At 57.7% G+C, this 22,538-nt stretch carries 19 protein-coding genes; 10 read left to right on the top strand and 9 right to left on the bottom strand.

The window, feature by feature from the left end; translation table 11 throughout:
- Positions 1-19: 19 nt before the first annotated feature.
- On the top strand, positions 20-1,651 hold the full coding sequence (locus HMPREF2878_RS06640) for an ABC-F family ATP-binding cassette domain-containing protein (protein WP_038625400.1): 1,632 nt from the start codon (positions 20-22) through the stop codon (positions 1,649-1,651).
- On the opposite strand, the gene HMPREF2878_RS06635 is transcribed toward HMPREF2878_RS06640, so the two are convergent.
- From HMPREF2878_RS06635 to acnA, 6 genes are all read right to left on the bottom strand, one after another.
- A complete protein-coding gene (locus tag HMPREF2878_RS06635; protein ID WP_224433497.1) occupies positions 1,648-2,406 on the bottom strand; it encodes a response regulator transcription factor in 759 nt (252 codons plus the stop codon). The genes HMPREF2878_RS06640 and HMPREF2878_RS06635 overlap by 4 nt on opposite strands.
- The gene (locus HMPREF2878_RS06630) at positions 2,399-4,675 is read right to left on the bottom strand and encodes a sensor histidine kinase (RefSeq protein ID WP_016422760.1); all 2,277 of its coding nucleotides are present in this window, start codon (positions 4,673-4,675) and stop codon (positions 2,399-2,401) included. The genes HMPREF2878_RS06635 and HMPREF2878_RS06630 overlap by 8 nt, the downstream gene beginning before the upstream one ends.
- Before the next feature lie 45 nt (positions 4,676-4,720).
- Positions 4,721-5,467 (bottom strand): glutamine amidotransferase, encoded by a 747-nt coding sequence (locus HMPREF2878_RS06625; RefSeq protein WP_080969614.1) that lies wholly within the window; start codon positions 5,465-5,467, stop codon positions 4,721-4,723.
- A gap of 47 nt (positions 5,468-5,514) precedes the next feature.
- The gene (locus HMPREF2878_RS06620; protein ID WP_016422762.1) at positions 5,515-6,264 is read right to left on the bottom strand and encodes a glutamine amidotransferase-related protein; all 750 of its coding nucleotides are present in this window, start codon (positions 6,262-6,264) and stop codon (positions 5,515-5,517) included.
- Between the two features lie 142 nt (positions 6,265-6,406).
- Entirely contained in the window at positions 6,407-6,973 is a 567-nt protein-coding gene (locus tag HMPREF2878_RS06615) for a TetR/AcrR family transcriptional regulator (protein WP_016422763.1), read from the bottom strand.
- A 222-nt stretch (positions 6,974-7,195) separates the two neighbouring features.
- Positions 7,196-9,982, bottom strand: a complete 2,787-nt coding sequence (gene acnA / locus HMPREF2878_RS06610) for an aconitate hydratase AcnA (RefSeq protein ID WP_080971469.1) — start codon at positions 9,980-9,982, stop codon at positions 7,196-7,198.
- A gap of 367 nt (positions 9,983-10,349) precedes the next feature.
- Between acnA and HMPREF2878_RS06605 the strand changes: the two genes are divergently transcribed.
- The 6 genes from HMPREF2878_RS06605 to HMPREF2878_RS06580 all read left to right on the top strand — a co-directional run bounded on the left by HMPREF2878_RS06605 (position 10,350) and on the right by HMPREF2878_RS06580 (position 17,302).
- A complete protein-coding gene (locus tag HMPREF2878_RS06605; RefSeq protein ID WP_048734147.1) occupies positions 10,350-10,859 on the top strand; it encodes an Rv1476 family membrane protein in 510 nt (169 codons plus the stop codon).
- Positions 10,860-11,489: 630 nt separating this feature from the next.
- Positions 11,490-13,109: a DIP1281 family NlpC/P60 protein gene (locus tag HMPREF2878_RS06600; RefSeq protein WP_049193489.1), complete on the top strand. Its 1,620-nt coding sequence runs from the start codon at positions 11,490-11,492 to the stop codon at positions 13,107-13,109.
- Between the two features lie 54 nt (positions 13,110-13,163).
- Positions 13,164-14,168 (top strand): AAA family ATPase, encoded by a 1,005-nt coding sequence (locus HMPREF2878_RS06595; RefSeq protein WP_016422767.1) that lies wholly within the window; start codon positions 13,164-13,166, stop codon positions 14,166-14,168.
- Complete coding sequence (locus HMPREF2878_RS06590; protein ID WP_016422768.1) at positions 14,168-15,016, top strand: DUF58 domain-containing protein; 849 nt, start codon at positions 14,168-14,170, stop codon at positions 15,014-15,016. Before HMPREF2878_RS06595 ends, HMPREF2878_RS06590 begins: the two co-directional genes overlap by 1 nt.
- Positions 15,017-15,131: 115 nt before the next feature.
- Positions 15,132-16,124, top strand: coding sequence for a VWA domain-containing protein (locus tag HMPREF2878_RS06585; RefSeq protein ID WP_070438445.1), 993 nt, complete (start codon positions 15,132-15,134; stop codon positions 16,122-16,124).
- A gap of 119 nt (positions 16,125-16,243) precedes the next feature.
- Entirely contained in the window at positions 16,244-17,302 is a 1,059-nt protein-coding gene (locus HMPREF2878_RS06580; protein ID WP_070438448.1) for a ferrochelatase, read from the top strand.
- 40 nt (positions 17,303-17,342) lie between these two features.
- Here HMPREF2878_RS06580 and HMPREF2878_RS06575 read toward each other — a convergent pair whose 3' ends face one another.
- On the bottom strand, positions 17,343-18,200 hold the full coding sequence (locus tag HMPREF2878_RS06575) for a hypothetical protein (protein WP_070653076.1): 858 nt from the start codon (positions 18,198-18,200) through the stop codon (positions 17,343-17,345).
- A 65-nt stretch (positions 18,201-18,265) separates the two neighbouring features.
- On the opposite strand from HMPREF2878_RS06575, the gene HMPREF2878_RS06570 reads away from it, so the two are divergent.
- The 3 genes from HMPREF2878_RS06570 (at position 18,266) to HMPREF2878_RS06560 (ending at position 21,110) form a co-directional block, all read left to right on the top strand.
- Positions 18,266-19,120 carry a DUF3097 domain-containing protein gene (locus tag HMPREF2878_RS06570; protein WP_049170585.1) on the top strand — a complete coding sequence of 285 codons (855 nt, stop codon included), beginning with the start codon at positions 18,266-18,268 and terminating at the stop codon, positions 19,118-19,120.
- Between the two features lie 60 nt (positions 19,121-19,180).
- A complete protein-coding gene (locus HMPREF2878_RS06565; protein ID WP_042388696.1) occupies positions 19,181-19,618 on the top strand; it encodes an NfeD family protein in 438 nt (145 codons plus the stop codon).
- Positions 19,619-19,709: 91 nt separating this feature from the next.
- The gene (locus HMPREF2878_RS06560) at positions 19,710-21,110 is read left to right on the top strand and encodes an SPFH domain-containing protein (protein ID WP_048734130.1); all 1,401 of its coding nucleotides are present in this window, start codon (positions 19,710-19,712) and stop codon (positions 21,108-21,110) included.
- A 4-nt stretch (positions 21,111-21,114) separates the two neighbouring features.
- Here HMPREF2878_RS06560 and HMPREF2878_RS06555 read toward each other — a convergent pair whose 3' ends face one another.
- Both HMPREF2878_RS06555 and HMPREF2878_RS06550 read right to left on the bottom strand, forming a co-directional pair.
- Positions 21,115-21,687 (bottom strand): hypothetical protein, encoded by a 573-nt coding sequence (locus HMPREF2878_RS06555; RefSeq protein WP_049190712.1) that lies wholly within the window; start codon positions 21,685-21,687, stop codon positions 21,115-21,117.
- A gap of 127 nt (positions 21,688-21,814) precedes the next feature.
- A complete protein-coding gene (locus HMPREF2878_RS06550) occupies positions 21,815-22,486 on the bottom strand; it encodes a TVP38/TMEM64 family protein (RefSeq protein WP_052317814.1) in 672 nt (223 codons plus the stop codon).
- Positions 22,487-22,538 lie beyond the last annotated feature (52 nt).

Raw genomic sequence — 22,538 nt, 5'->3', positions numbered from 1 at the left:
ACTGGTAGGCTACTCGTTCGTGATTGTGACCCATGACCTTGAAGTCCGAGTCGGCGCCCGTACCCTGCTCACTGCGCCGGGTGAGCAGCTGCGCGTCCAGCCGGGAGACCGGATTGGACTCGTCGGGCGAAATGGTGCTGGCAAAACGACGACTATGCGTATTCTCTCCGGTGAAACTGAACCCTATGGCGGTTCAGTAGTGCGCTCTGGCTCGATTGGTTACCTGCCACAGGACTCGCGCGAGGGCAACATCGACATCTCCGCCCGCGACCGTGTGCTGTCGGCGCGAGGTCTTGACCAAATCCGCCGCAGCATGGATCGCCAACAGGAGATCATGGAGACCGCGACCACTGACACGAAACGCGATGCGGCGATTCGGAAGTTTTCGCGTCTCGAGGAGCGCTACCACGACCTCGGCGGCTACGAGGCGAACGCCGAGGCAGCCCGCATTTGCGACGCGCTGGGGTTGCCGGAGCGCGTACTCGACCAGCCGCTGAAGACGCTTTCGGGTGGTCAGCGCCGCCGCGTCGAGCTTGCGCAGATTCTCTTCGCCGCTACCGAAGGCTCGGGCAAGTCCGCCACGACGCTGCTTCTCGACGAACCGACGAACCACCTCGATGCGGATTCGATTACCTGGCTGCGCGAATTCCTCAGTAAGCATGAGGGCGGCTTGATTATGATTTCGCACGATGTCGAGCTGCTCGAGGCCGTGTGTAACAAAGTCTGGTTCCTCGATGCGGTGCGCGCCGAAGCTGATGTGTACAACATGGGCTGGAAGAACTACCTGTCGGCACGCGCGACCGATGAGGCTCGACGTCGCCGTGAGTTCGCTAACGCGGAGAAGAAAGCCAGCGCACTGCGCAAGCAGGCCGAGAAGCTAGGCGCGAAGGCGACGAAGGCCCGTGCGGCCAAGCAGATGGTGGCTCGTGCTGAGCGCATGATGGACAGTCTCGACGAAGTCCGCGTCGAGGATAAGGTCGCCCACATTTCCTTCCCCGAGCCGGCGCCCTGTGGCAAGACTCCGCTCAACGCCACGGGACTGACCAAGATGTATGGCTCGTTGGAGGTCTTCGCCGGTGTTGATCTTGCGATTGACAAGGGTTCCCGCGTGGTTGTCCTCGGCTTCAATGGTGCTGGTAAGACGACGCTGCTGAAGCTACTCGCCGGTGTGGAGCGCACCGATGGCGAAGGCGGCATTGTCTCCGGCCACGGCCTGCGCATCGGCTACTTCGCCCAGGAGCACGACACGATTGATCCGGACAAGACTGTCTGGGAAAACACCGTCTACGCCTGCCCTGACGTCAACGAGCCGGAGCTGCGGAGCCTGCTCGGTGCCTTTATGTTCTCCGGCGACAAGCTGCAGCAGCCAGCGGGAACCCTCTCCGGTGGTGAGAAGACGCGTCTGGCGCTGGCGACGCTGGTTAGCTCCCGCGCAAACGTCCTGCTTCTCGACGAGCCCACTAACAACCTCGACCCGCAGTCCCGCGAACAGGTTCTCGATGCACTTCGCACTTACACCGGGGCCGTCGTTCTGGTTACCCACGATCCAGGTGCGGTCAAGGCGCTAGAGCCCGAGCGCGTCATCGTGCTTCCCGACGGCACCGAAGACCTCTGGAGCGACGACTACATGGAAATCGTCGAGCTGGCTTAAGACGGATCCATTGGCCCTGGCAGGTAACCGTCCTGCTGCGCGAGCCTATACATCTCCGACTTGTTAAGGCTGTTCTCGGCCCGGCCAGCTGCCGCATACTTGGCTCGAATACGGCCCAAGTAGTCCAACACGGTGTTCGGTGTCAGCCCTGTCATCGACGCGACTCGCTTCGTCGACTCACCGGAGGCGTACAGCTCCAGTACCTCACGCTGGCGTTCTGACAAATCGACAGAGTCGAGCAGGGGATCAGAGTCAACTACCGATGCCCATTCTGTAGTCAGCGCACCCTTGCCAAGTGCCGCCAGCCGTACTGCAGACACGATTGTCTCCGGGGTTTCCGATTTTTGCACAACCCCCATCACTCCGGTACGCACTGCCTTTCGGACAAGGTATGGGCTTTCAGCTGACGAGAGGATGAGCACGTGATCGGTAACCAATTCCAGCGACAGAACGTTCTGCGCTGGATCTGAATTATCCGCCAGCCGTAGATCCAGCACGACCACATCCAGGCGGTCATCGGTGCCCACATCGGCCAGTAGCTCCGGCACAGTTTGATAACAGCCGACGAGCTCAAAGTCTGGCTCTGCAGAAAGCAGGGTTTCGAGCCCCTGCAGAGTCAAGGCATGATCATCAATCGCAGCAACGCGAAGCAAACGATCCGACTGCACGCTGTAATCTCCGATGTTGTCGGAGTCAATTGCAGCCGAGACGTCGATGGAAGCATTGCTCATTCCCGCAATATTCTCCCTAGTCACGTGACATCACTATCCTCTCACCGGCTTCATCAAACCTTTGCACTCCATTGTCATCAGAAATAGATGCAAATGCACGTCTGCCCGGGGGCAATAGGCGAATTGTTACCGATCCTTCTTCGGCGTTATCGATTGCTTCGAGGAAGTTCGGCATCAACTTGGCCACCGCGGAATCGTCGTCGACAAGCGGAATACGGCGCACATCGGTGCTATCGGAAACGGCCTGCGTGTGATTGCGGTCATCGAGGAGCCGGACATGAACACCTCTTGCGCGGGCGTCCCAAACAGCTTGGTGAAGGGACCCAACATTTAGATGCGGCGAACGTAGGACGTCTCGGAGAAGCTGCTCTGTAAGCCGCGCACGCAACTGCAGTCGCGGGGTCGGTTCTTCCAAAACTGCAGCGGCGCTAAAAATGGGGCCGACCCGGCGCTGCAGCCATTCGTAGTTACTCTGGCTGCTAATTTCGTACTCTTTGGCGGCCCCGGCAGCGTACAGCGCACGATTATAATCCTGAATAGACTGCGGAACGGTGCGCATAAAAAAGCGGACCATGATGGACGTCAAAATTCCCGCGACCAACATCACGGAGCGAACTAACAGGTCAACTCCAGAGATACTGATGTGGGTCGTATCCGAGGGGGCAAAGGGGAAGAACTTGAGAAGCTCCACCATGATCGCGCCACCGAGCACTGAATTCAGCGCAACCCAGGGGCGGCCGCGGATGGCGAGCAATGCAGATGCAAAAGAAATTAAGCTAAAGTGCCAGAAATACGACCATTCCAAATTATTTGGAATGGGCTGGTAGAGCCCCACCACAGCTAATACAACGATCGCGACACCAGTTACGATTGCACGGGCTAACGGCAATTGTGAATGGCGGCCATACATAATCAGCCCGAGAAGGCCGATCGCTAATGCCAGACTGATTTGCCCGGCCGCGGTAAATAATTGTCCATTACTGACTAGAACCATGAACAACACGCCGACGATCGCGCCGTAGAACTGCCAGGAAAAAACAATTGACATTCCCATGAGGTCATACAGCGATGTCGTGTGAGCGGAGGAATCGACTACATCTTCCTCTTCCACAGGAGAGGTATTACCGTGCCATTTGAGAATAACCTGAGTACCTTTCCCAGGCTTTGAATTAACGAGAGCATCTCCACCGCGAAGGGCCTCCATTCGCCCTTTAACGCTCAACCGGATACCTGCACGATGCGGGTCAATTCCCTCGGGGTCGAACCCGGTGCCATCGTCACGAAAATCAATGGACACCTCTCCCGAGGCAACACGAATGTGGCATTTCTTTTCCGCTGCGGCACCTGCGTGACGCTTGGCATTATTTGCCACCTCGGTTGCGGCTAATAGGAACGTGTTAGCAACTTCTCCTGGCAGCCGAACTGGACCGCCTTCTTCGCTGGTGTCTAGCGTTACCGAAATGTCGGGGCTCACCGACATCAATTGCGCCCGTACAGCCTCAGCAAAAGTTCTACCGCTTACTGTTTGCCGAGGCGAGAAAAACAGCCCAGTCTGCTCGTCTAGCGAGAAGTCAATCTTAGAGCCCTTACCGATTGCAGACAGTGCGGCCAATACATAGTCATGGACATAGGCGTTGAAGCTGCTCATCGCCTCGCCGCGGACACGCATACGCTCCGCTCTCTCATTGACCTTCCGAGAGTTCTCGTAGGTGAAGTCAATAAGCCTTGCGACGGGTTGTGCAGAGCCTGCAATAATCACAAATGGAAAAGTGTTGATGAGATTGAAACCAACATCCGACAACATGTCGAGCCAAAAAGTGTGTCCCAGCAACCACGAATTAATGACCGCAATAAGTCCGGGAACAAATACCATCACGGACAAACTGATGTGGAGTGGCACTGTCAGAGCAAATGCAGCGAGGGCTAAACCTGAAAATGGGCTATACCAGAGCGCATTTCCAACGAGGTTATGAGGGAGATCCCAATAGGTTGAAACCAACATCAGGAAAACCAACATGATGTACATCGGCACACGCAGTGCGGTAATAAGGCCTCGCCGCGTATTATTAATCACAGCCCAAATCAGCAACATATCGCTGAGAATGAATATGAGCAGTGATGCAAAAGGGAACCAGTGGCTCAGAAAGTTTTCAAAGGGGACAGAACGAACAGCCGATTCAACCTGCCACAAAAAGCCGGTGACGGCAATAATAATCGCGCCGGATCGCAGCACAGACATTTCAATTGATGGTGACTGTCCGGCAAGTGCCGAATCGGGATTCCACCTCTCCATGCGACAATCACATTCCTTTTGCTTATTGCCACTAGATAAAACTAATTAGTCTCTACATGCGGTATGGAGCCGAGCGAAATTCTGAAGAATACGCCCACTTCGAGCAACATCCAACTGTCGCGCGGCCGACACCGCTTTAAGATCTGTTCCTGGTAAATAGTAGCCCTCATTTGCGTAAATCTGGAGACGCTGGGCAAATGTGTTGGCATCTAATTCCGGGTGAAACTGCGTCGCATATGCATTGCGGCCCAACCGAAACATCTGTACGGGGCAGTCCTTACCAGTTGCCAACAACGTAGCGTCGCCAGGCAGTTCTTCGATGGCCTCCTTGTGGCCGACGATGGCGTGAAAGTGGGCCGGTAAACCATCAAGAATTGGATCTGATTCGCCATCTGGAGTTGCAGCTACTTCGATTACAGCTGCCTGCTCCCCGTGCTTGCGGGAGACACGGCCATGGCCAGCAGTACCGAGCAGGCCGACGCCATAACAAGCTCCGAAGAAGGGGAAGTCTCGTTCGAGCACTTCTGCCAACAAATCCTCGAACCAGGTCTCGACTTCCTTCTGTAGATAGCTCTTATCGTCATCAGAGGCGTTAAAGGGTCCTCCGCCAACGATTACGCCCGAGTAGTTATCTAGATTCAGATTCCCCGGACGAGACTGTTCCAGGCGAATTTGATGCAACTTTGCCGGCGCCAATGCACACCTCCTGGCAAATGAGAGATGTTCAGCGTGAGCTGCGGCATCTTCGCCGCGTGTGGAAAGCAAGAGGAAGGGCTTGGCGGAGGTAGACATTTGCGGGAACAAATTTCGTGAAAAAGGGAGCTAGAGGGGGACGGAGACTACTGCACCACTAGCAGGCTCGGATTGGCTGCATGCGTACATACGTGCATAAATCGGGGGATGATTGACGAGACGGCCTGGAGGTCCACATCAGATACCTTTAGTCGAATCGCGTCGACTTCCAACGGGTCAAAGTAACCGACGTCGGTGTAGAAAGACATTCTGCGGAGCAGTCCGTTAGCATTCATCTCCGGATGAAATTGGGTAACCCAGTTATTCGATCCGATCGAGTACATCTGCACCGGACAGGTTGGACCTGTGGCAAGCAAAGTTGCGTGATTGGGAAGTTCCGCAACGGATTCCTTGTGGCCAGTCAACGCATAAAAAACCGGAGGCAACACCGAAGCTATTGGATCTTGAGTGGCGGCTTCGGTGAGCTCTACCCGGGTAGAACCCGCTACTTCGCCGTGGCGCAGGTTAACCAAACCACCCGAAGTAAAGGCTGTGTAGCTAGCGCCGTAGCAGATAAGCAGTGCGGGGACAGGACTCCTAAGTACGTCGTAAAGCACATCGTGCGAATACTTCTGCAAACCCGAATGCTCAAGGTCGGTGATGTTAAATGGGCTGCCTCCGACAAATACGCCGTCATAGGAGGTCAGGTCGGGCAACTTAGCGCCGACAGCGTCGATGGTAAACAGATCCAACTGGCTGGGCTCAAGCCCGGTGGAATCCAGAAAGTCCTGGTACTCGGCTTGCCCCGCACCATCTGCGGGGCGGAGCGCCACCAACAAAAACTTACCCACACTCATAAATAGACAGCTTAGTCCATATTGAGTGAAATCTATGCATCTTCACCGGTCAAACGGGGTAAATGCACGGCAGAAAGCCGAAACCCGCTCCCGTATTAGGGGAGCGGGTGGTACGTAACGCTATCAGGCCTAGCCTGAGTGGCTAGTCCTTGCGCCGTAAGCTGTCTTCAACTAAATCAAGCACGGAATCCAATTCGTCGACAGTGCGACCAGATGCCAGACGAACGATGATGCCATCGAGCATCAGCTCGAGAAAAAGCTGCATCGTGCGAACCGAATAATCCGACCGTAGGGAGCCGGATGAGGATGTCTGGGTCAATCGGTGGGCAACAGCGTCATCCAATTGATCCTGATGGCCCAACCATTGGCCCTTAAACTCCGGATCGCTGCGAAGGCGACGGGCAATCTCAAGGCGAGTTCCCAGCCAGCCATGCTTGTCTGGGTTCGCCACGATGTCACGCATTACTTCCACTAAGCCGGAAGCCTCCGCGACTTCCGCCATATTTGCGGCATCTTCTTCGGCCAATGCTAAGAACAGACCTTCTTTGGATCCGAAGTGATGGAAAATAGCACCGCGAGACTTACCGGTAGCGGACTCCAGACGAGAGACCGTTGCGCCGTCGTAGCCGAATTCTGCAAAGCACTGCCGAGCGCCGTCGAGAATTTCGTGCCGCCGTTGAGCTAAATCCTGGTTACTCACTTTTGGCATAAGGAAACTCTTTTCTTGCCGGCGACGCCCAGGGACATGTTTCACTGCATGACGTGGCAGCGCCATTCCTATACTTCCCAAGCCTCATTTTGGTTGGGGTAGAGAAACCCGAGGCCGGCAGGGCGCTAGCCCGTGGGGTATGAATCCGCGGGCTAGCGCTACCTACCGGCCTCTAGAAGCGCTGCTTGTAACAAGCCCTAGCGCGCACGAGTCAAAGGGAAACTAGTTGCCCTTGATCATGTTGCGCAGGACGTACTGCAGAATACCGCCGTGGCGGTAGTAGTCAGCCTCACCAGGGGTATCGATGCGGACCACAGCGTCGAAGTCGAAGGACTCGCCGTTTTCCTTGGTAACCGTAACCTTGACGGTCTTCGGGATGGAGCCGTTGTTCAGCTCCTCCAGACCAGCGATGTCGAAGGTCTCAGTGCCATCGATGCCCAGGGACTTCCAGGACTCACCCTCCGGGAACTGCAGCGGAACAACGCCCATGCCGATGAGGTTCGAGCGGTGGATACGCTCGAAGGACTCAGCGATAACAGCCTTGACGCCCAGCAGCAGGGTGCCCTTAGCTGCCCAGTCACGGGAGGAACCGGTGCCGTATTCCTTACCACCAACGACGACCAGCGGAGTGCCAGCCTCCTTGTAGTTCATGGCAGCGTCGTAGATGAAGGCCTGCGGGCCACCCTCCTGGGTGAAGTCGCGGGTGTAGCCACCGGTAACACCGTCAAGCAGCTGGTTCTGCAGGCGGATGTTAGCGAAGGTGCCGCGCACCATGACCTCGTGGTTACCACGACGGGAACCCAGGGAGTTGTAGTCCTTGCGCTCAACGCCCATGGAGTCGAGGTACTGCGCAGCCGGGGTGCCCGGCTTAATGGAGGAAGCCGGGGAGATGTGGTCGGTGGTCACCGAGTCACCCAGGGCAGCAAGGACGCGAGCGCCCTTGATGTCGGAAACCGGTGCCGGCTCCATTTCCATCTCGTCGAAGTACGGTGCCTTGCGGATGTAGGAGGACTTGTCGTCCCAAGCGAAGGTCTTGCCCTCCGGGGTCGGCAGGTTCTGCCAGCGCTCGTCACCAGCGAAGACATCCTTGTAGTCCTCGTCGTACAGCTCGGAAGAGATGGAGGCCTCGATGGTTGCTTCGATCTCTTCGGTGGACGGCCAAATGTCGCGCAGGAAGACATCGTTGCCCTCTGCGTCCTGACCCAGGGCGTCGGTTTCAAAGTCGAAGTCCATGGTACCGGCGATCGAGTAGGCGATAACCAGGATCGGGGAGGCCAGGTAGTTCATCTTCACGTCAGGGGAGATGCGGCCTTCGAAGTTACGGTTACCGGACAGAACCGCGGTAGCAGCCAGGTCGGCCTCGTTGATGGCGGAGGAAATCTCAGCCGGCAGCGGACCGGAGTTACCGATACAGGTTGCACAACCGAAGCCGGACAGGTAGAAGCCCAGAGCCTCGAGGTCCTTCCACAGGTCAGCACGCTTGAAGTAGCCGTTAACAACCTGGGAGCCCGGAGCACAAATGGTCTTGACCCACGGCTTAGCCTGCAGACCCTTCTCGACTGCCTTGCGTGCCAACAGACCAGCACCAATCATGACCGACGGGTTGGAGGTGTTGGTACAAGAGGTGATGGAAGCGATAGCGACCATACCGTGGTCGAGCGTGTACTCGCCGCCCTTCGGGGAAGTGACGGTAATCGGGGAGCTCGGGCGACCTTCAGCGCCGTTAGCGGCGGACTCGCCGTGGCCCTCGCGGGACTCGTTGTAGTCTGCGGCCAGCTCGGAGGTCGGTGCGGAAGCCTTGACAGCGCCCTTAATCTCGCCGTCGGAGTAGTTGTGCAGGTCCTTGCGGAACTGCTCCTTGGCGGAAGCCAACTCGATGCGGTCCTGCGGGCGCTTCGGGCCAGCGATGGACGGAACGACGGTGGACAGGTCCAGCTCGAGGTACTCGGAGTACTCAGCCTCCGGAGTGTTCTCGTCCAACCACATGCCCTGAGCCTTGGCGTAAGCCTCGACGCGCTCCAGGGTCTCCTTGTCACGGCCAGTCAGGGCCAGGTACTTGACGGTCTCATCGTCGATCGGGAAGATTGCGGCGGTGGAACCGAACTCTGGCGACATGTTACCGATGGTCGCACGGTTGGCCAGCGGCAGCTTGGAGACGCCAGCGCCGTAGAACTCTACGAACTTGCCGACGACGCCGTGCTGGCGCAGCATATCGGTGACGGTGAGCACAACGTCGGTTGCGGTAACACCCGGCTGAATGTCGCCAGTCAGCTTGAAGCCAACGACGCGCGGAATGAGCATGGAGATTGGCTGGCCAAGCATTGCGGCCTCAGCCTCAATACCACCGACACCCCAGCCCAGGATGCCCAGGCCGTTCTGCATGGTCGTGTGAGAGTCAGTACCAACACAGGTGTCCGGGTATGCCAGGCCGTTGTTCTCGAAGACAACGCGAGCCAGGTACTCGATGTTGACCTGGTGGACAATACCGGTTCCCGGAGGAACAACGCGGAAGTTGGAGAATGCGCCAGTACCCCAACGGAGGAACTTGTAGCGCTCATCATTGCGCTGGTACTCAATTTCGACGTTCTTAGCCAGAGCGTCTTCGCTACCGAAGGCCTCGATGATGACCGAGTGGTCGATGACCATCTCTGCCGGGTTCAGCGGGTTAACCTGATCCGGGTCGCCGCCGAGAGTCTTAACAGCCTCACGCATGGTAGCCAGGTCAACAACACAGGCGACGCCGGTGAAGTCCTGCATAATAACGCGAGCAGGGGTGAACTGAATCTCGATCGACGGATCAGCCGAAGGAACCCAGTTGGCGACAGCCTTGATGTGCTCCTCAGTGATGTTGGCGCCATCTTCGTTGCGCAGCAGGTTCTCACCGAGAACCTTCAACGAGTAAGGCAGCTTCTCCATACCCGGCACGGCGTCAAGAGCGAAGTAGTCATAAGACTTGTCTCCGACCTCAAGCTTGCGCAGGGCGTTGAAAGAGTTCTTGCTTTCAGCCACAGTCAGCTCCATTTCTATTCGGGTGAATTGTCGCCTTAACTGAAGAGTCCGGCACTCGAATTTCGGCTCTCCACAAGGCATAGGTGCGATCACGCCGCCCCTTATCAACCAATTAAAGCAATAATCACGACGCGGGGCACACGAGCCCACACACACGTTTTTAAGGAAGCGTTACCGTCCTTGCATCAACAATAACAGTACGAACGTTCTGTATGTAGATTGCTCGCGGCGCGCCGAGTCACGCTACCCCCGTTCACATCCAGAGCAGGCCATTATAGATAGGACAAACGAAGCAGCATCTCCGCCAAATTGGGGCGCGTGGAAACCATTCTCACGCAAAACAGGAGCACGATACGGAAGGCAATTAATGCATACGCCAGCAGATTCACAGGCAGCGAAAGAAACCGTCGAGAAGGTGGTCGCTCAGCTACGCACCGACAACATCGTGACAAATAACCCACAGCTCCGAGAAGCGGTCCAGCCAATTGTCGACGATGCAGCAAATCGGGGGGTGCCCAATTTCAATATCATCTACCTAGATAGCGAGAAGATTTACCCCGTCGCCGAACAAAAGAACACCGACATCTTTTCCTTTGCCCGCCAAGTAGCGGACCAAGTCGGCGGCACCACTGTCGTGCGCACACCGGGCAATGTGGCCACCGCATCTGCCGATTTCCCCCGCGCAGCCATTGAACGCGCCGACCACGCAATGATGGAGACTCCACGAGACTATCCGGCGGGTCTCGATGCCTATTTGCACGAGCTCACTAACTACGTCGTCCCGTGGACTCTTTACAGCCTCATCGCAGGCGTCGTTATCGTCGCACTCTTCGTCGGGCTGACGTTCTACTGGCTACGCACACGCCCAACCGCCTAAGAGTTCGCTTTACGACGGACGCTGGAGTTAACGGCCCCACTGAATACATTCACCGTCCCCGGTTTTCCACCTCACGGCAAGGGACAGGGTAAATGCCCCAAAAACTGGTAGCAGTGGAGAACTCAGTCACTATCTCAATTGGATAACACTGTTGCAGTCGCCGTAACCGTGTCAACGATTTTCGCCAAGGTCAAGCATGAGCGCTTGACCTTTTCTTATGTCCGGTACCCCAGGTAAAGGTCCGCGGCAGTCCGGCACGCCGATAAGTCATCACATAGTGACATAATTCACACAGAAAACTGGGGCTCATCATAACCGCAGGCCACGGCATATAACGAAACGGTTACAAAGTGGGGGACAGTTGGTAATTTTGTTACTTATGTTTTTTTAGAGCTTTTTGACCCGTAAAGTGCTTCGTGATGCCAATAGTGGACCCAAGGGTCCAGTATTGACCAATGAAAACTCGCGGGAGCGCCGCTGTTGCTTTTGGTTCTGGTTTCGGTTCGACGTTTTTCGAAGTTCCACTCAAGACCTGGAGGCAACAATGGGAAGATATCCAACGATGGGGAAGTCGCTGGTGTCGATTCTGAGGCGTGAACGCACCCATAGGAGAAATGTAGGAGTAACGCGGTGCCGAGTAATCGCAAAGTCCGTGCATCATATTGGACTCGTCCAATTGCCGGTATTATCACGGCGGGTCTTCTGGCGACGAACACTCAGGTCGCAGCTGCACAACCACTGAATCCGAGCGACGCCCAGATCCGTCAAGCGCGTGAGGCGGCCTCTAACGCCGAGTCGTACTTGCAGTCCCTGGTCGCCGAGGTAACTTCCAGCGAGCGCCGGGTATCTGACCTCGAGCTACGCATGGGCACTCTCCGCGAGGATGTCAACAAGGCCATGGTGGACCTTGAGAACGCTCGAGATGCCGCTAACCGTGCGCGCGAGGCGGTCGACGAGGCGCGAACCCAACTCGACCGTTCCCGCGCTGAGCTCGCTAGTGCCCAGAAGCAGTTCGACGAGCTAGCACGCACCATCATGCGCCAGGGACGTTCCAGTGGCTCGATTCTCGAGGGTGCGCGAGATGCATCCGAGGCTATTAACCGTCTGTCCGCTTTGCGTCGCGAAGCGGATCGTCAAGAGCAGACCGTTGACTCTCTGGATAAGAATCGAACCGAGGCTGCTAACCAGGAGTCCACGCTTCGCAAGAAGAGTGACGAAGCTCAGCAGGCGGAAGCCACCGCAAACCAGCGAAACACCGATGCTCAGAACGCGTACTCCGAGGCAAACGAGGAGCTTCAAAAGGAGCAAGCTGATTACCAGCAGGCTCAGGTCGATCGCGATGCCGCAAAGGCATCTTTGGATGCAGCCCGAAACGCGGTCAACGAGCTGAACTCCCAGCGCCAGAATTATGAGAACGAGCAGGCCCGCAAGGAAGCGGAAGACGCCGCTGCCAAGAAGGCCGCTGAGGAAGCCGCAGCTAAGACTCGCGCCGAGGCGCAGTCGAACCAGACTGATGAGGATTCCTCTTCTGAGTCCACAAATGAAAGCTCTAGCACCACTGGTTCTACGAGCTCGACTGGTTCCACTAGCTCCACCGACTCGACTGGTTCGAGCAGCTCCACGGATACTACCGGCTCGACTCGCTCGACTGGTTCTAACAGCTCCACTGGCTCCACCAGTTCCTCTGAGACGACCGAATCTTCGGACTCCTCTGAGTCCACCGAGACCTCGGAATCTTCTAGCACCGACAGCTCGTCGTCAAGCGGCACCCCGGCGCAGACTGTGGCGCCGACGAATCCAGAGACCGGTCAGAGCACCTCGGGTTCTTCCAGCCAGAAGGTCGAGACTGTCATCGCACGCGCGATGGGGCAGCTCGGTGTCCCATACGCATGGGGCGGCGGCAACGCCAACGGCCCGACCAAGGGCATCCGTGACGGCGGAGTAGCTGACTCCCACGGCGACTACAACAAGATTGGTTTCGACTGCTCGGGCCTGACTCTGTACGCCTACGCCGCTGTCGGCATTGACCTGCCTCACTACACCGGCTACCAGTACCAGCGCGGAAAGCACTACCCGGCATCTCAGATGAAGCGTGGTGACCTGCTGTTCTGGGGCCCGAATGGTCATGGCCACGTCGCTATCTACCTGGGCGATGGCAAGATGATTGAGGCACCGCAGTCCGGTTCTGTGGTTAAGATCTCGCCAGTCCGTTATAACGGAATGACACCGAACGTTGTCCGCCTCGTCTAGTTTCTAACGACGTGTTCTACAGGTCGGGCGACCGACCTAAAGAAGGGTTTCTCTGTGACCTACCCAACGCCCACTGACCACACGGACCTCGAGCGCGCATACGCGGAGCTGGGGAAGGTTGTGGTTGGCCAGGAGCACCTGATTAAGCAGCTCTTCATCGCGATGCTCGCAGGAGGTCATGTCCTGCTCGAAGGTGTTCCGGGTGTTGCGAAAACTCTGGCAGTGTCTACTTTTGCCACAGTGATGGGTGGGTCCTACTCCCGCATCCAGTTCACTCCGGATTTGGTGCCATCAGATATTGTCGGCACCCGGATTTTCCGCCAGGACACCTCGGAGTTCATTGTCGAGCCCGGCCCGGTCATGTCAAATATCGTGCTCGCTGATGAAATCAACCGCGCACCGGCGAAGGTGCAGTCGGCACTGCTGGAAGTCATGGCAGAGCACCAGGTGTCCATCGCAGGGGAGTCCACGCCAGTACCGGAGCCGTTTTTGGTTCTGGCCACGCAAAACCCAATCGAAAACCAGGGTGTCTACCCACTGCCGGAGGCCCAGCGGGACCGTTTCCTATTTAAGGTCCTCGTGGGTTACCCCACTCCGGCGGAAGAGCGGGAGATTGTCTACCGCATGGGAGCCACCCCTCCAGTCGCGCAGCAGATTCTCACCCCAGAGAGTGTTCGGGAACTGCAGCGCGCTACCCGCGAAGTCTTTGTCCACCACACACTGATTGACTACATCGTGGCCGTCATCGAACTCACCCGCAATCCGATGCGGGCGGAGTTGAAGGATGTCGACCGCTGGCTTTCCTATGGCGCATCACCGCGTGCAACTCTTGGTGCTGTCGCGGCTGCCCGCGCCCACGCGCTGTTTTCCGGTCGCGACTATGTCGTGCCGGACGATGTGGTCTCCGTGCTTCCCGACGTGCTGCGTCATCGCTTGGTCCTTTCCTATGAGGGCCTGGCCGATGGCGTTACTCCCGAACGGATTATTGACATCGTGTTGTCTCACGTGCGCCTTCCCCAAGGCGCGAGCACTGGCTCCGATGAGGGCACTGCCTCCTAATGTCAGCTCGTGAAGACGATCTTGCACGCGTCCTGGCGTACTTAGAGCTAACTGTTACGCGTAAGCTCAACGGACTTTTGCGCGGCAGCTTTCTCTCCACCGCTACTGGAGATGGCTCTGAGCCGGTTGGCTCCCGCGAATATGTTATCGGCGATGATGTTCGCCAGATGAACTGGGCAGTGACAGCCCGCACTGGAGTGCCGCACGTTCGCACCTCCGAGGCCGAGCGCGAGCTGGAGTGCTGGATTGTAGCCGAACCCGCCGCACGTCTGTCCACCGGCTTGGCCGATACCACCAAACGACATCTGCTCACCGCCGCTGCCGGCGCAGTAACGATGCTTAACGACGCCCCGGGGTCCCGAACTGGATTAATCGCCGGTGGCACTCCAGTGCCCGCGGGCCAGGGCCGTGCCCACAGCTTGATGCTGCTCAAGCAGTTGGCTGACGCGACTGCTGAGCATAACCTCGCAGCGGATATTGACACAGTAATGACTCAGGCTCCGCGCGCTGGGCTGTTGGTTGTCATCTCGGATTTCCTTGGATCACTCGATTGGGCGCGCCCGCTGCGCGTTGCCTCGGCCTCGACAGAGATTATGGCGATTCGCCTGGTAGATCCAGCCGATGAAGCCTTACCCGGCGAAGGCCCGGTGGTCATGGCGGATTCAGCAACCGGCGAGACCATTGAACTCAACATCAACGACAAGACCCGCGCCGAGTATGCAGCTCAGGCTCGTGCCCACCACGAGCGTGTAATCAATGAACTGCGCAAATGCCGTGCTCGCGTTATTACCTTGCGTACGGATTCCGATTGGGTACTGGATTTTGCTCGACAAATTGGCCAACATTAGCGTCTGAGTAGCCGCTTGTTAGTGCTATCTCTTTTGGGCCACCGACTAACCGGCTATAGCCACTGGTTTATACGCGACTGTTTAGGCGACTGGATGTGAGGAAACTGATACCGCGATGACGTTCCTAAACTCAACTTTTGCGCACCCAGGTTGGCTGCTCGCGCTCGCTCTGCCTCTCGTGGCAGCCGTGGCCTATTGGATCAGTACTAAGCAGCGAAAGCAACGTGCCATTGCCTTTGGCAACTTCACCATCGTTGGGTCACTGGGGAATAAGTCGTCGGCACGCCTGCGCCATGTCGTAGCTATCAGTGCGCTGTTGTCACTTGTTCTGGTCATCATTTCATTAGCTGGTCCGATTTCGGAGACCAAAGTCGCCCGCAACCGAGCGACGGTCATGCTGGTGGTCGACGTTTCGCTGTCCATGTCGGCCACAGATGTTGCGCCCGACCGCATCACTGCCGCTAAAGAAGCCGGCCAAGAGTTCGTGGAGAACCTTCCCGACGACCTCAATATCGGCCTGGTGACGTTCTCTGGTCGCGCTCGCACTGCTGTCAGCCCGACTACCAACCATGACACCGTGAATCGAGCGCTCCAGGCTGCTGAGTTAGATCAGGCGACTGCTACCGGTGATGCCATCGCTGCCGCGCTGGATGCCATCAATCAGTTCAGCGACTCGGTTCAGGGCGGGGGAGAAGGCGCCCCGCCAGCGACAATTGTGCTGCTTTCCGACGGCAAACAGACCGTCCCACAAGAGCTCGACGATCCCCGCGGCGCGTATACCGCGGCCGCCGAAGCCGCCAAGACCGGGGTGCCTGTCAACACGATTTCGTTCGGTACCGCGCAAGGCGCAATCACGGTTCAGGGCGAATTGATTCCAGTGCCTAACGACGACGATTCGCTGCGAGAGATCGCCCGTCGAACAAAAGGTGAGTTCTTCAGCGCTGGTTCCCTCGAGCAGCTCCGCGATGCCTATGGCTCACTGGAAGATGACATCGGTTACGAACTCAAGCGGGCCGAGAATCCGAGGCCCTATCTGATTGCAGCCTTCACGGTGCTGCTAGTGACCGTGGGCTCACTGCTTGTGACCAATCGTCGAATTCCGCAGTAGGGCTGGGTTAGGGTGCCGTCGTCAAGCGATTTGTATGGAACCCGATTGGCAGGAGACGCCGGGGGCATTGAGCAGTCGTCTTATGGAGTCCTCAGACTGCGCTACTAACATGATTAGCTATGTCTTCTGATAATTTTGACGCTATTTTGCTGTTGTCTTTCGGCGGTCCCGAAAAGATGGCCGATGTGCGTCCCTTCCTGGAGAATGTCACCCGCGGCCGCGGAATTCCGCCGGAGAGGTTGGACGAAGTCGGTGCACACTACGCGCACTTTGGCGGTAAGTCCCCGCTTAACGATTTAAACCGCGAAATTGTCTCCAACCTTAAGGCTGAGCTCACTCGCCGTGGCTATGACTTGCCTGTTTATTTCGGCAATCGCAATTGGCATCCGATGGCTGAAGACACCGCGGCAAAGATGGCTGATGACGGTGTTAAGCGAGCGCTCGTTTTCGCCACTAGCGCCTGGGGCGGCTACTCCGGCTGCCGCCAGTATCACGAAGACATTGCTCGGATGCGCGAATCTTTGGGCGACCGTGCTTTTGACATGGAGAAAATCCGGAGCTTCTACGATCATCCGCTCTTTATAGAAGCCTATGCAGACGCAGTGCGTGAGGCGTTTGCCAAGCTACCGGATGACCGCCGTGAGGACGCCCGGCTTATTTTCACCGCTCACTCTATTCCGGTCTCTGCGGACAAGGCATCCGGGCCGGTAGAGCTCGGCGGAAATCTTTACTCCCGCCAGGTCAACGAAGCAGCACGGCTCGTCGCCGATGCAGTGGGTATCACCGACTTTGACGTCGTCTGGCAGTCCCGCTCCGGCCCGGAGCACGTGCCGTGGTTGGAGCCTGACATCGTCGACCACGTTGAAGCGAAGGTCGCCAACGGCCTCCGATCCGCAATAGTGTGCCCGATTGGCTTCATCTCGGATCATGTTGAGGTCGCCTGGGATTTGGATGCTGAGCTTCAGGATGAAATGGCTCATCACGACATCGTCATCGAGCGGGTCGCAACGCCTGGTCCGACGGCTACTTTCACCGACATGCTCGTGGAGCTCATCGAAGAGCGCATCGCAGATGCCGAACCCCGCCGTCTGGGAAGTGAACCGCTACTCGGCTCGGCCTGCAACGGCGCCCCCTGCGCCGCATCCTGTTGTACTCCGGCAAAGCGCCGCCCACACTGATTCCTTTGGCGCCAATTGGGCCGCGGGGCAAGGCAAATCCCTAGCGAGTCCACTCCTGAATCGCGTATTCCACCGCGCTCATCCGCGCCTGCCGAATCTTCCGCCACAGCGGGATGAGCTGCGCATCAAACGCGGCGCTGCCGTGCCCCGACTCGCTGCCCTGTGCCACCGCCAGAATCGACGACACCCGATCAGCTCTGGCGAGCACTCCCAGTGCACGGCGTGGCACATCATCCGGCACAAAGGCCATGTCCAGGTGGTCATCGAGCATGCCGACCATCAGCCGGGGATCCACTTTCGGGGCACCACTGCTTGACGACGTCAGCGGTGAACGCGGCATCGCCGCAATCGTGGCAGCCGCAACCCGCGCCGCATCTGCCAGCTGTAAATCCGCCTCGCCAGGGGAGAGATAGGCCGGCTCGGGAATGTGGCCTTCCAGTGTGTACCAATGCCACTGCGGTAGGCCTGGCACCGGCGTTGTCACTGGTATGAGCACATGGTTCCAGCCCGGCTCCGCATCCGCAATCACAATGGCCGAGCCTGCTGCGCGTGCAGCTTCAGCGGCGTCGGTTCCCGCAGGCAGTGCAGGTGCATCACCGGGCCCGGAGAGAATGAGGCGGACGAGGGGACGGTGGTCACTGTGCCAATCTCCCGCTTCAGTAACCGCTCGAAGAAGGCGGAGCATGTCGCTTCGATCGAGATCAGCGTCGCAATCGATGACATTCGGAACCGTGGCGTCGGCAAGCACGAACGTCCCCGGAACTGACGTGGGTCCGCCGAGCGTGTCTAGCGCGTCGAGGAGATGATCGTAGTTTTCCAAACCCGACAACCACGCGCCCAGCCAAAGGGCGATGTGCTGAGTTGGACTCCAGACCTGGTCGAGAACACTGCGCTGCATAGTGCAGCTCATCCTAGTGCAGCGTGTCGTTGGTCCCGTAACCGATGCTGTTAATCTCAGTACCCATGAGCTTTCAAGACCCGTACCGCAATCAGGACGTGTTCGCTGGCGCACGTGGCCACCGCCGCCGTATCCCACAGCCGGCACGCGAGGTGACAGCAGAAAATGGTGTTGTCGTCGAGGCGTCCTATGACGGATTCGTCGGTGCAATTATCGGGTTGGAGAAAACTTTCGACGGCTGGTGCGTCCGGCTGGAGGGCCGCCACGGCAAGTCTCGGCTGTTTCCCATGCACGAGCGCGGTTTTCTCATCGACGGCAAACCTGTGACTCTGGTGCGTCCGAAAGCACAACCCAAAAAGCCCTCGCAGGATCTGTCGGCATCGGGCTCGCGCAAGGTTCACAACGTCAAGGCCAAGGTTGCTCTCCCCAGCCGTATTTGGGTCGAGGGTATTCATGACGCGGCAATTGTCGAGAAGGTATGGGGCCACGATTTGCGTGTCGAAGGCGTAGTCGTGGAGTATCTGGAGGGCTTGGACAACCTTCCAGAACGCTTGGCCGAATTTGGTCCGGGTCCGAAGCGCCGCGTCGGAGTCCTGGCAGACCACTTGGTGGAGGGCAGTAAGGAAAGCCGCATGACTCAGCAGCTCGGCCCGCACGTGATGGTCACAGGCCACCCGTTTATCGATGTCTGGCAAGCGGTCAAACCCTCGTCGGTAGGCATCGAGGCATGGCCGGAAGTTCCCTACGGGGAGGACTGGAAGACAGGAATCTGCCGTCGCTTGGGCTGGGGAGACGACCCCAAGGAGGGCTGGCGACGTGTCTACGCAGGTGTACACACCTACCGTGATCTGGAGTCAGATTTGATTGGCGCAGTTGAGCGCCTGGTCGACTTCGTAACTGAGCCACATATGCAGTACTGACCCCGGAATACTGGCTCCACTCGCCCCACATTTGTTCTGCAAAGTAGGTAGGGTGAGGGCGTGATTCCTCTCCTTTGGCTCGGAGCAAGCCTCCTACTGGTTCTCGGTGAACTCGCAGTCGGAGATTTAGCACTGTTAATGCTCGGAGGTGGTGCACTGGCAGCGTCCGGTGCGAGCCAGCTTGGAGCGCCGCTTTGGCTATCAGTGGTTATCTTCGCCGTTGTGTCCGCCGCACTTGTGCTGACAGTTCGCCCTGTGTTGCGCAAAAAGATGGCAAAACCGGACAAGTCCGCCGAACTGGAGTCGCGTCCGGAACTGCTAGCGGGCCGTCATGCTGAGGTCATCGAGCCAGTTTCTTCGTCAGCGGGTCTGATTAAGGTCAACGGCGAGTTGTGGAGCGCGCGCAGTCTTCTGACTGCGCAGACCTTCGATGCGAAGGAAAGAGTCACGATTGTAGAGATTTCGGGCAATACCGCAGTAGTGGACAAGCTGCTCTGAGCAGTCAACTCACTTAAAGGGCGCTCGGAGCACTCTTAGTTACTGACCATTAAATAACTGACCACACAGTTTCTAGCTACGGGGGAATCTCATGGAAGGCTTTATCATCCTCGTCGTTTTCATTCTCGTGGTTGTTACCTTGGTTCTCAAAGCGATTGTCCTGGTTCCTCAGGGTGAAGCGGCAATCGTAGAGCGACTGGGACGATACACGCAGACACTGAACAGCGGCCTGAACTTCATCATCCCGATCATTGACCGAGTGCGCGAGAAGGTTGATACCCGTGAGCGTATGGTTACCTTCCCGCCACAGGCAGTGATCACCGAAGACAACCTGACTGTGGCTATCGATACCGTCGTGACCTTCCAGGTCAACGAACCGGATCGGGCAATTTACGGTATCGACGACTACATCTTCGGCGTCGAACAGATCACCACCGCAACGCTTCGCGACGTCGTGGGTGGCCTGACACTGGAAGAGACACTGACTTCCCGTGACTACATCAACCGCCGTCTGCGCGGCGAGCTGGACGAGGCCACTGCCAAGTGGGGTCTTCGTATCGCTCGTGTGGAGCTGAAGGCCATTGAGCCGCCACCGTCGATTCAGCAGTCGATGGAAAAGCAGATGAAGGCCGATCGCGAGAAGCGCGCCATGATTCTGACTGCGGAAGGTACCCGCGAAGCCGACATTAAAACTGCTGAGGGCCGTAAGCAGGCACAGATTCTCGCCGCCGAAGGTAACAAGCACGCAGCAATTCTGGCTGCTGAAGCTGAGCGTCAGGCAACCATTCTGCGCGCTGAGGGTACTCGCGCCGCTACCTACCTTGAGGCACAGGGTAATGCTCGCGCTATCCAGAAGGTCAACGCAGCTGTTAAGGCTTCACAGTTGACACCTGAGATTCTTGCCTGGCAGTACCTGGAGAAGCTGCCTGAGCTGGCAAATAAGGACGGCAATACTGTTTGGATGATTCCGTCGCAGTTTGGCGACAGTCTCGAGAGCTTCGCTAGGGCTTTCGGCAAGAAGGATGCCGACGGTGTCTTCCGCTATGAGCCTCCGGCCGTGAGCCGAGAGACCAAGGAAGAGGCTGAGCAGGGCCGCGACGAGAACTGGTTCGACATGTCGACTAATCCGGAGTTGGCTCGTGCAGTTGCCGCGGCGAACGAGGTCGCTAACCGCCCGGTTGATGATCCGGTAGCTGCAGCAGCTGGTAATACCCCTGAGAGGAAGAAGAATCGCCGCGCTGATTCGGCTCAGCCCGCTCAGCCTGAACAGTTGGGTGGCCAGAACGGCCCGGCAGCGGTTGAACCTGCGACACCGGCTGCGCCCGCTGCGCCGGCCACACCGGCTGCGCCGTCAGTTCCTTCCGGCAAACGTGACCTGCCCTCGGCTCCTGGCACCGGCAATACCAATGCAGGCGGCGGTACACACTCCGCCGAGCGTCCAGATTTTTCAGGATGGTCACGTGACCCTTACGCCCCAGAAAATGGGCAGTAAGCTTTTATAACTCATCAGCTCGCTGAAGCAGGTGGACGGCCAGGTTCCATCCGGCCAGCTCCGCCTGCCAGCCAGCTGCTGCGAGGCGCTGATTGACGGCCTGCTTTGAAACTCCCAATTCTTCCGCGGCCTCTACCTGTGAATAACCAGCGCGAACCAAACCAGTTGCCTCGCGGCCTTCGGGGGACCTGCGAGAGATAACGTGGTGCAGCAATGTGAATGCTGCACCAATATCCTCCGAGTAATCCTTACCACGCGGATTGTTAGTCCGAATGCGGGTTTTTACCGTGCCGGCCCTGCCTCCCTTACCGATGACTGAGCTCGATGCCAGATGCGCTTGCTCAATGTCGTCCTGAGGACAAACACCGATACCTATCGCCCAGTCACCTGCGGCCAATAGCGCCAGCACAAGCGTGGTGACTCCCACAGCATTTTCAGGAGCTGCGCGAAGCTCTTCGATACCTGCAACCTCAACAGTTCCTACGCCTTCCAGGCCGGAAAGTGCCTGCGCAGAGGCCTGAACGTGATCTGCCCTGCGAGTAGATCGACCGCGATACCTGGCAAAGACTGAATACATACGCTCTAGTCTAGCCCCACCCCTTGACAGTTGGGCTAAGACACTTTCCTTCCCTCCGCACACTCACGGGCGCCCCACACCAACTCGCCGAAAACTCACGTCTAGCTCAAGAGCGCCAAGCGGTGTTTTAACGTTTCGAAGAACCGGTTACGACAGGGAACTTGGCGTCCGCAAGAAGTCCCAGCAAGCCAAGCACGAGCAGAATTCCCGTGGCCACCGCAAAGCGCACGTCGAAGCCGACCAACAGCGCGTCGCCAAGCAGAACGACGGCGAGTGTGTTCGGCGCCGAACCTAGGGCAGTGGCGATGATATACGGCACGATGCGTATCGACGACAGTCCACAGGCGTAGTTGAGAAACGAAAATGGCACGCCAGCAATCATGCGCAAGCTGAGCACTGTGAGCCAGCCGCGTTGCTCCAACCGATGGTCGAGACTGAGAAGACGGCGGTTGGTCAGGTGCGTGCGAAACCAATCGCGTCCCAAAAACCGCACAATACAGAGGGAGAGAAGGGCAGAAACCGTCGTCGCAGTAATTGCCAGCAGGAAACCGAGCACTGGCCCGAAGAGAATTCCGGAAGCCAAAGTGAATACGGTGCGGGGGATTGGGAACTGAGTCAGTGCAACGTATGCGAGAAAGTAGAGGAGCGGGAACCAGTCACCGGCATCGATGGACCACTGCCGGATGGTAGCGACGGTGGGAACATCGACGTACAGCGTGACGACGACCCCCACACCTACGGCTAGCACCAGCAGAACCTTTTTGAGTGTAGGGGTAATTCGCACATCGGATACGTTCACCCATTTGAGGTTACCGGGGATTGCGGGGAAGCGTGTGACCTGCGCGTTGGAG

It is taken from the genome of Corynebacterium sp. HMSC065H09, assembly GCF_001812845.1.
Lineage (GTDB): Bacteria > Actinomycetota > Actinomycetes > Mycobacteriales > Mycobacteriaceae > Corynebacterium > Corynebacterium jeikeium_D.
The sequence above is the reverse complement of the archived record's forward strand: the minus strand, read 5'-3'. Positions and strand labels throughout refer to the sequence as shown.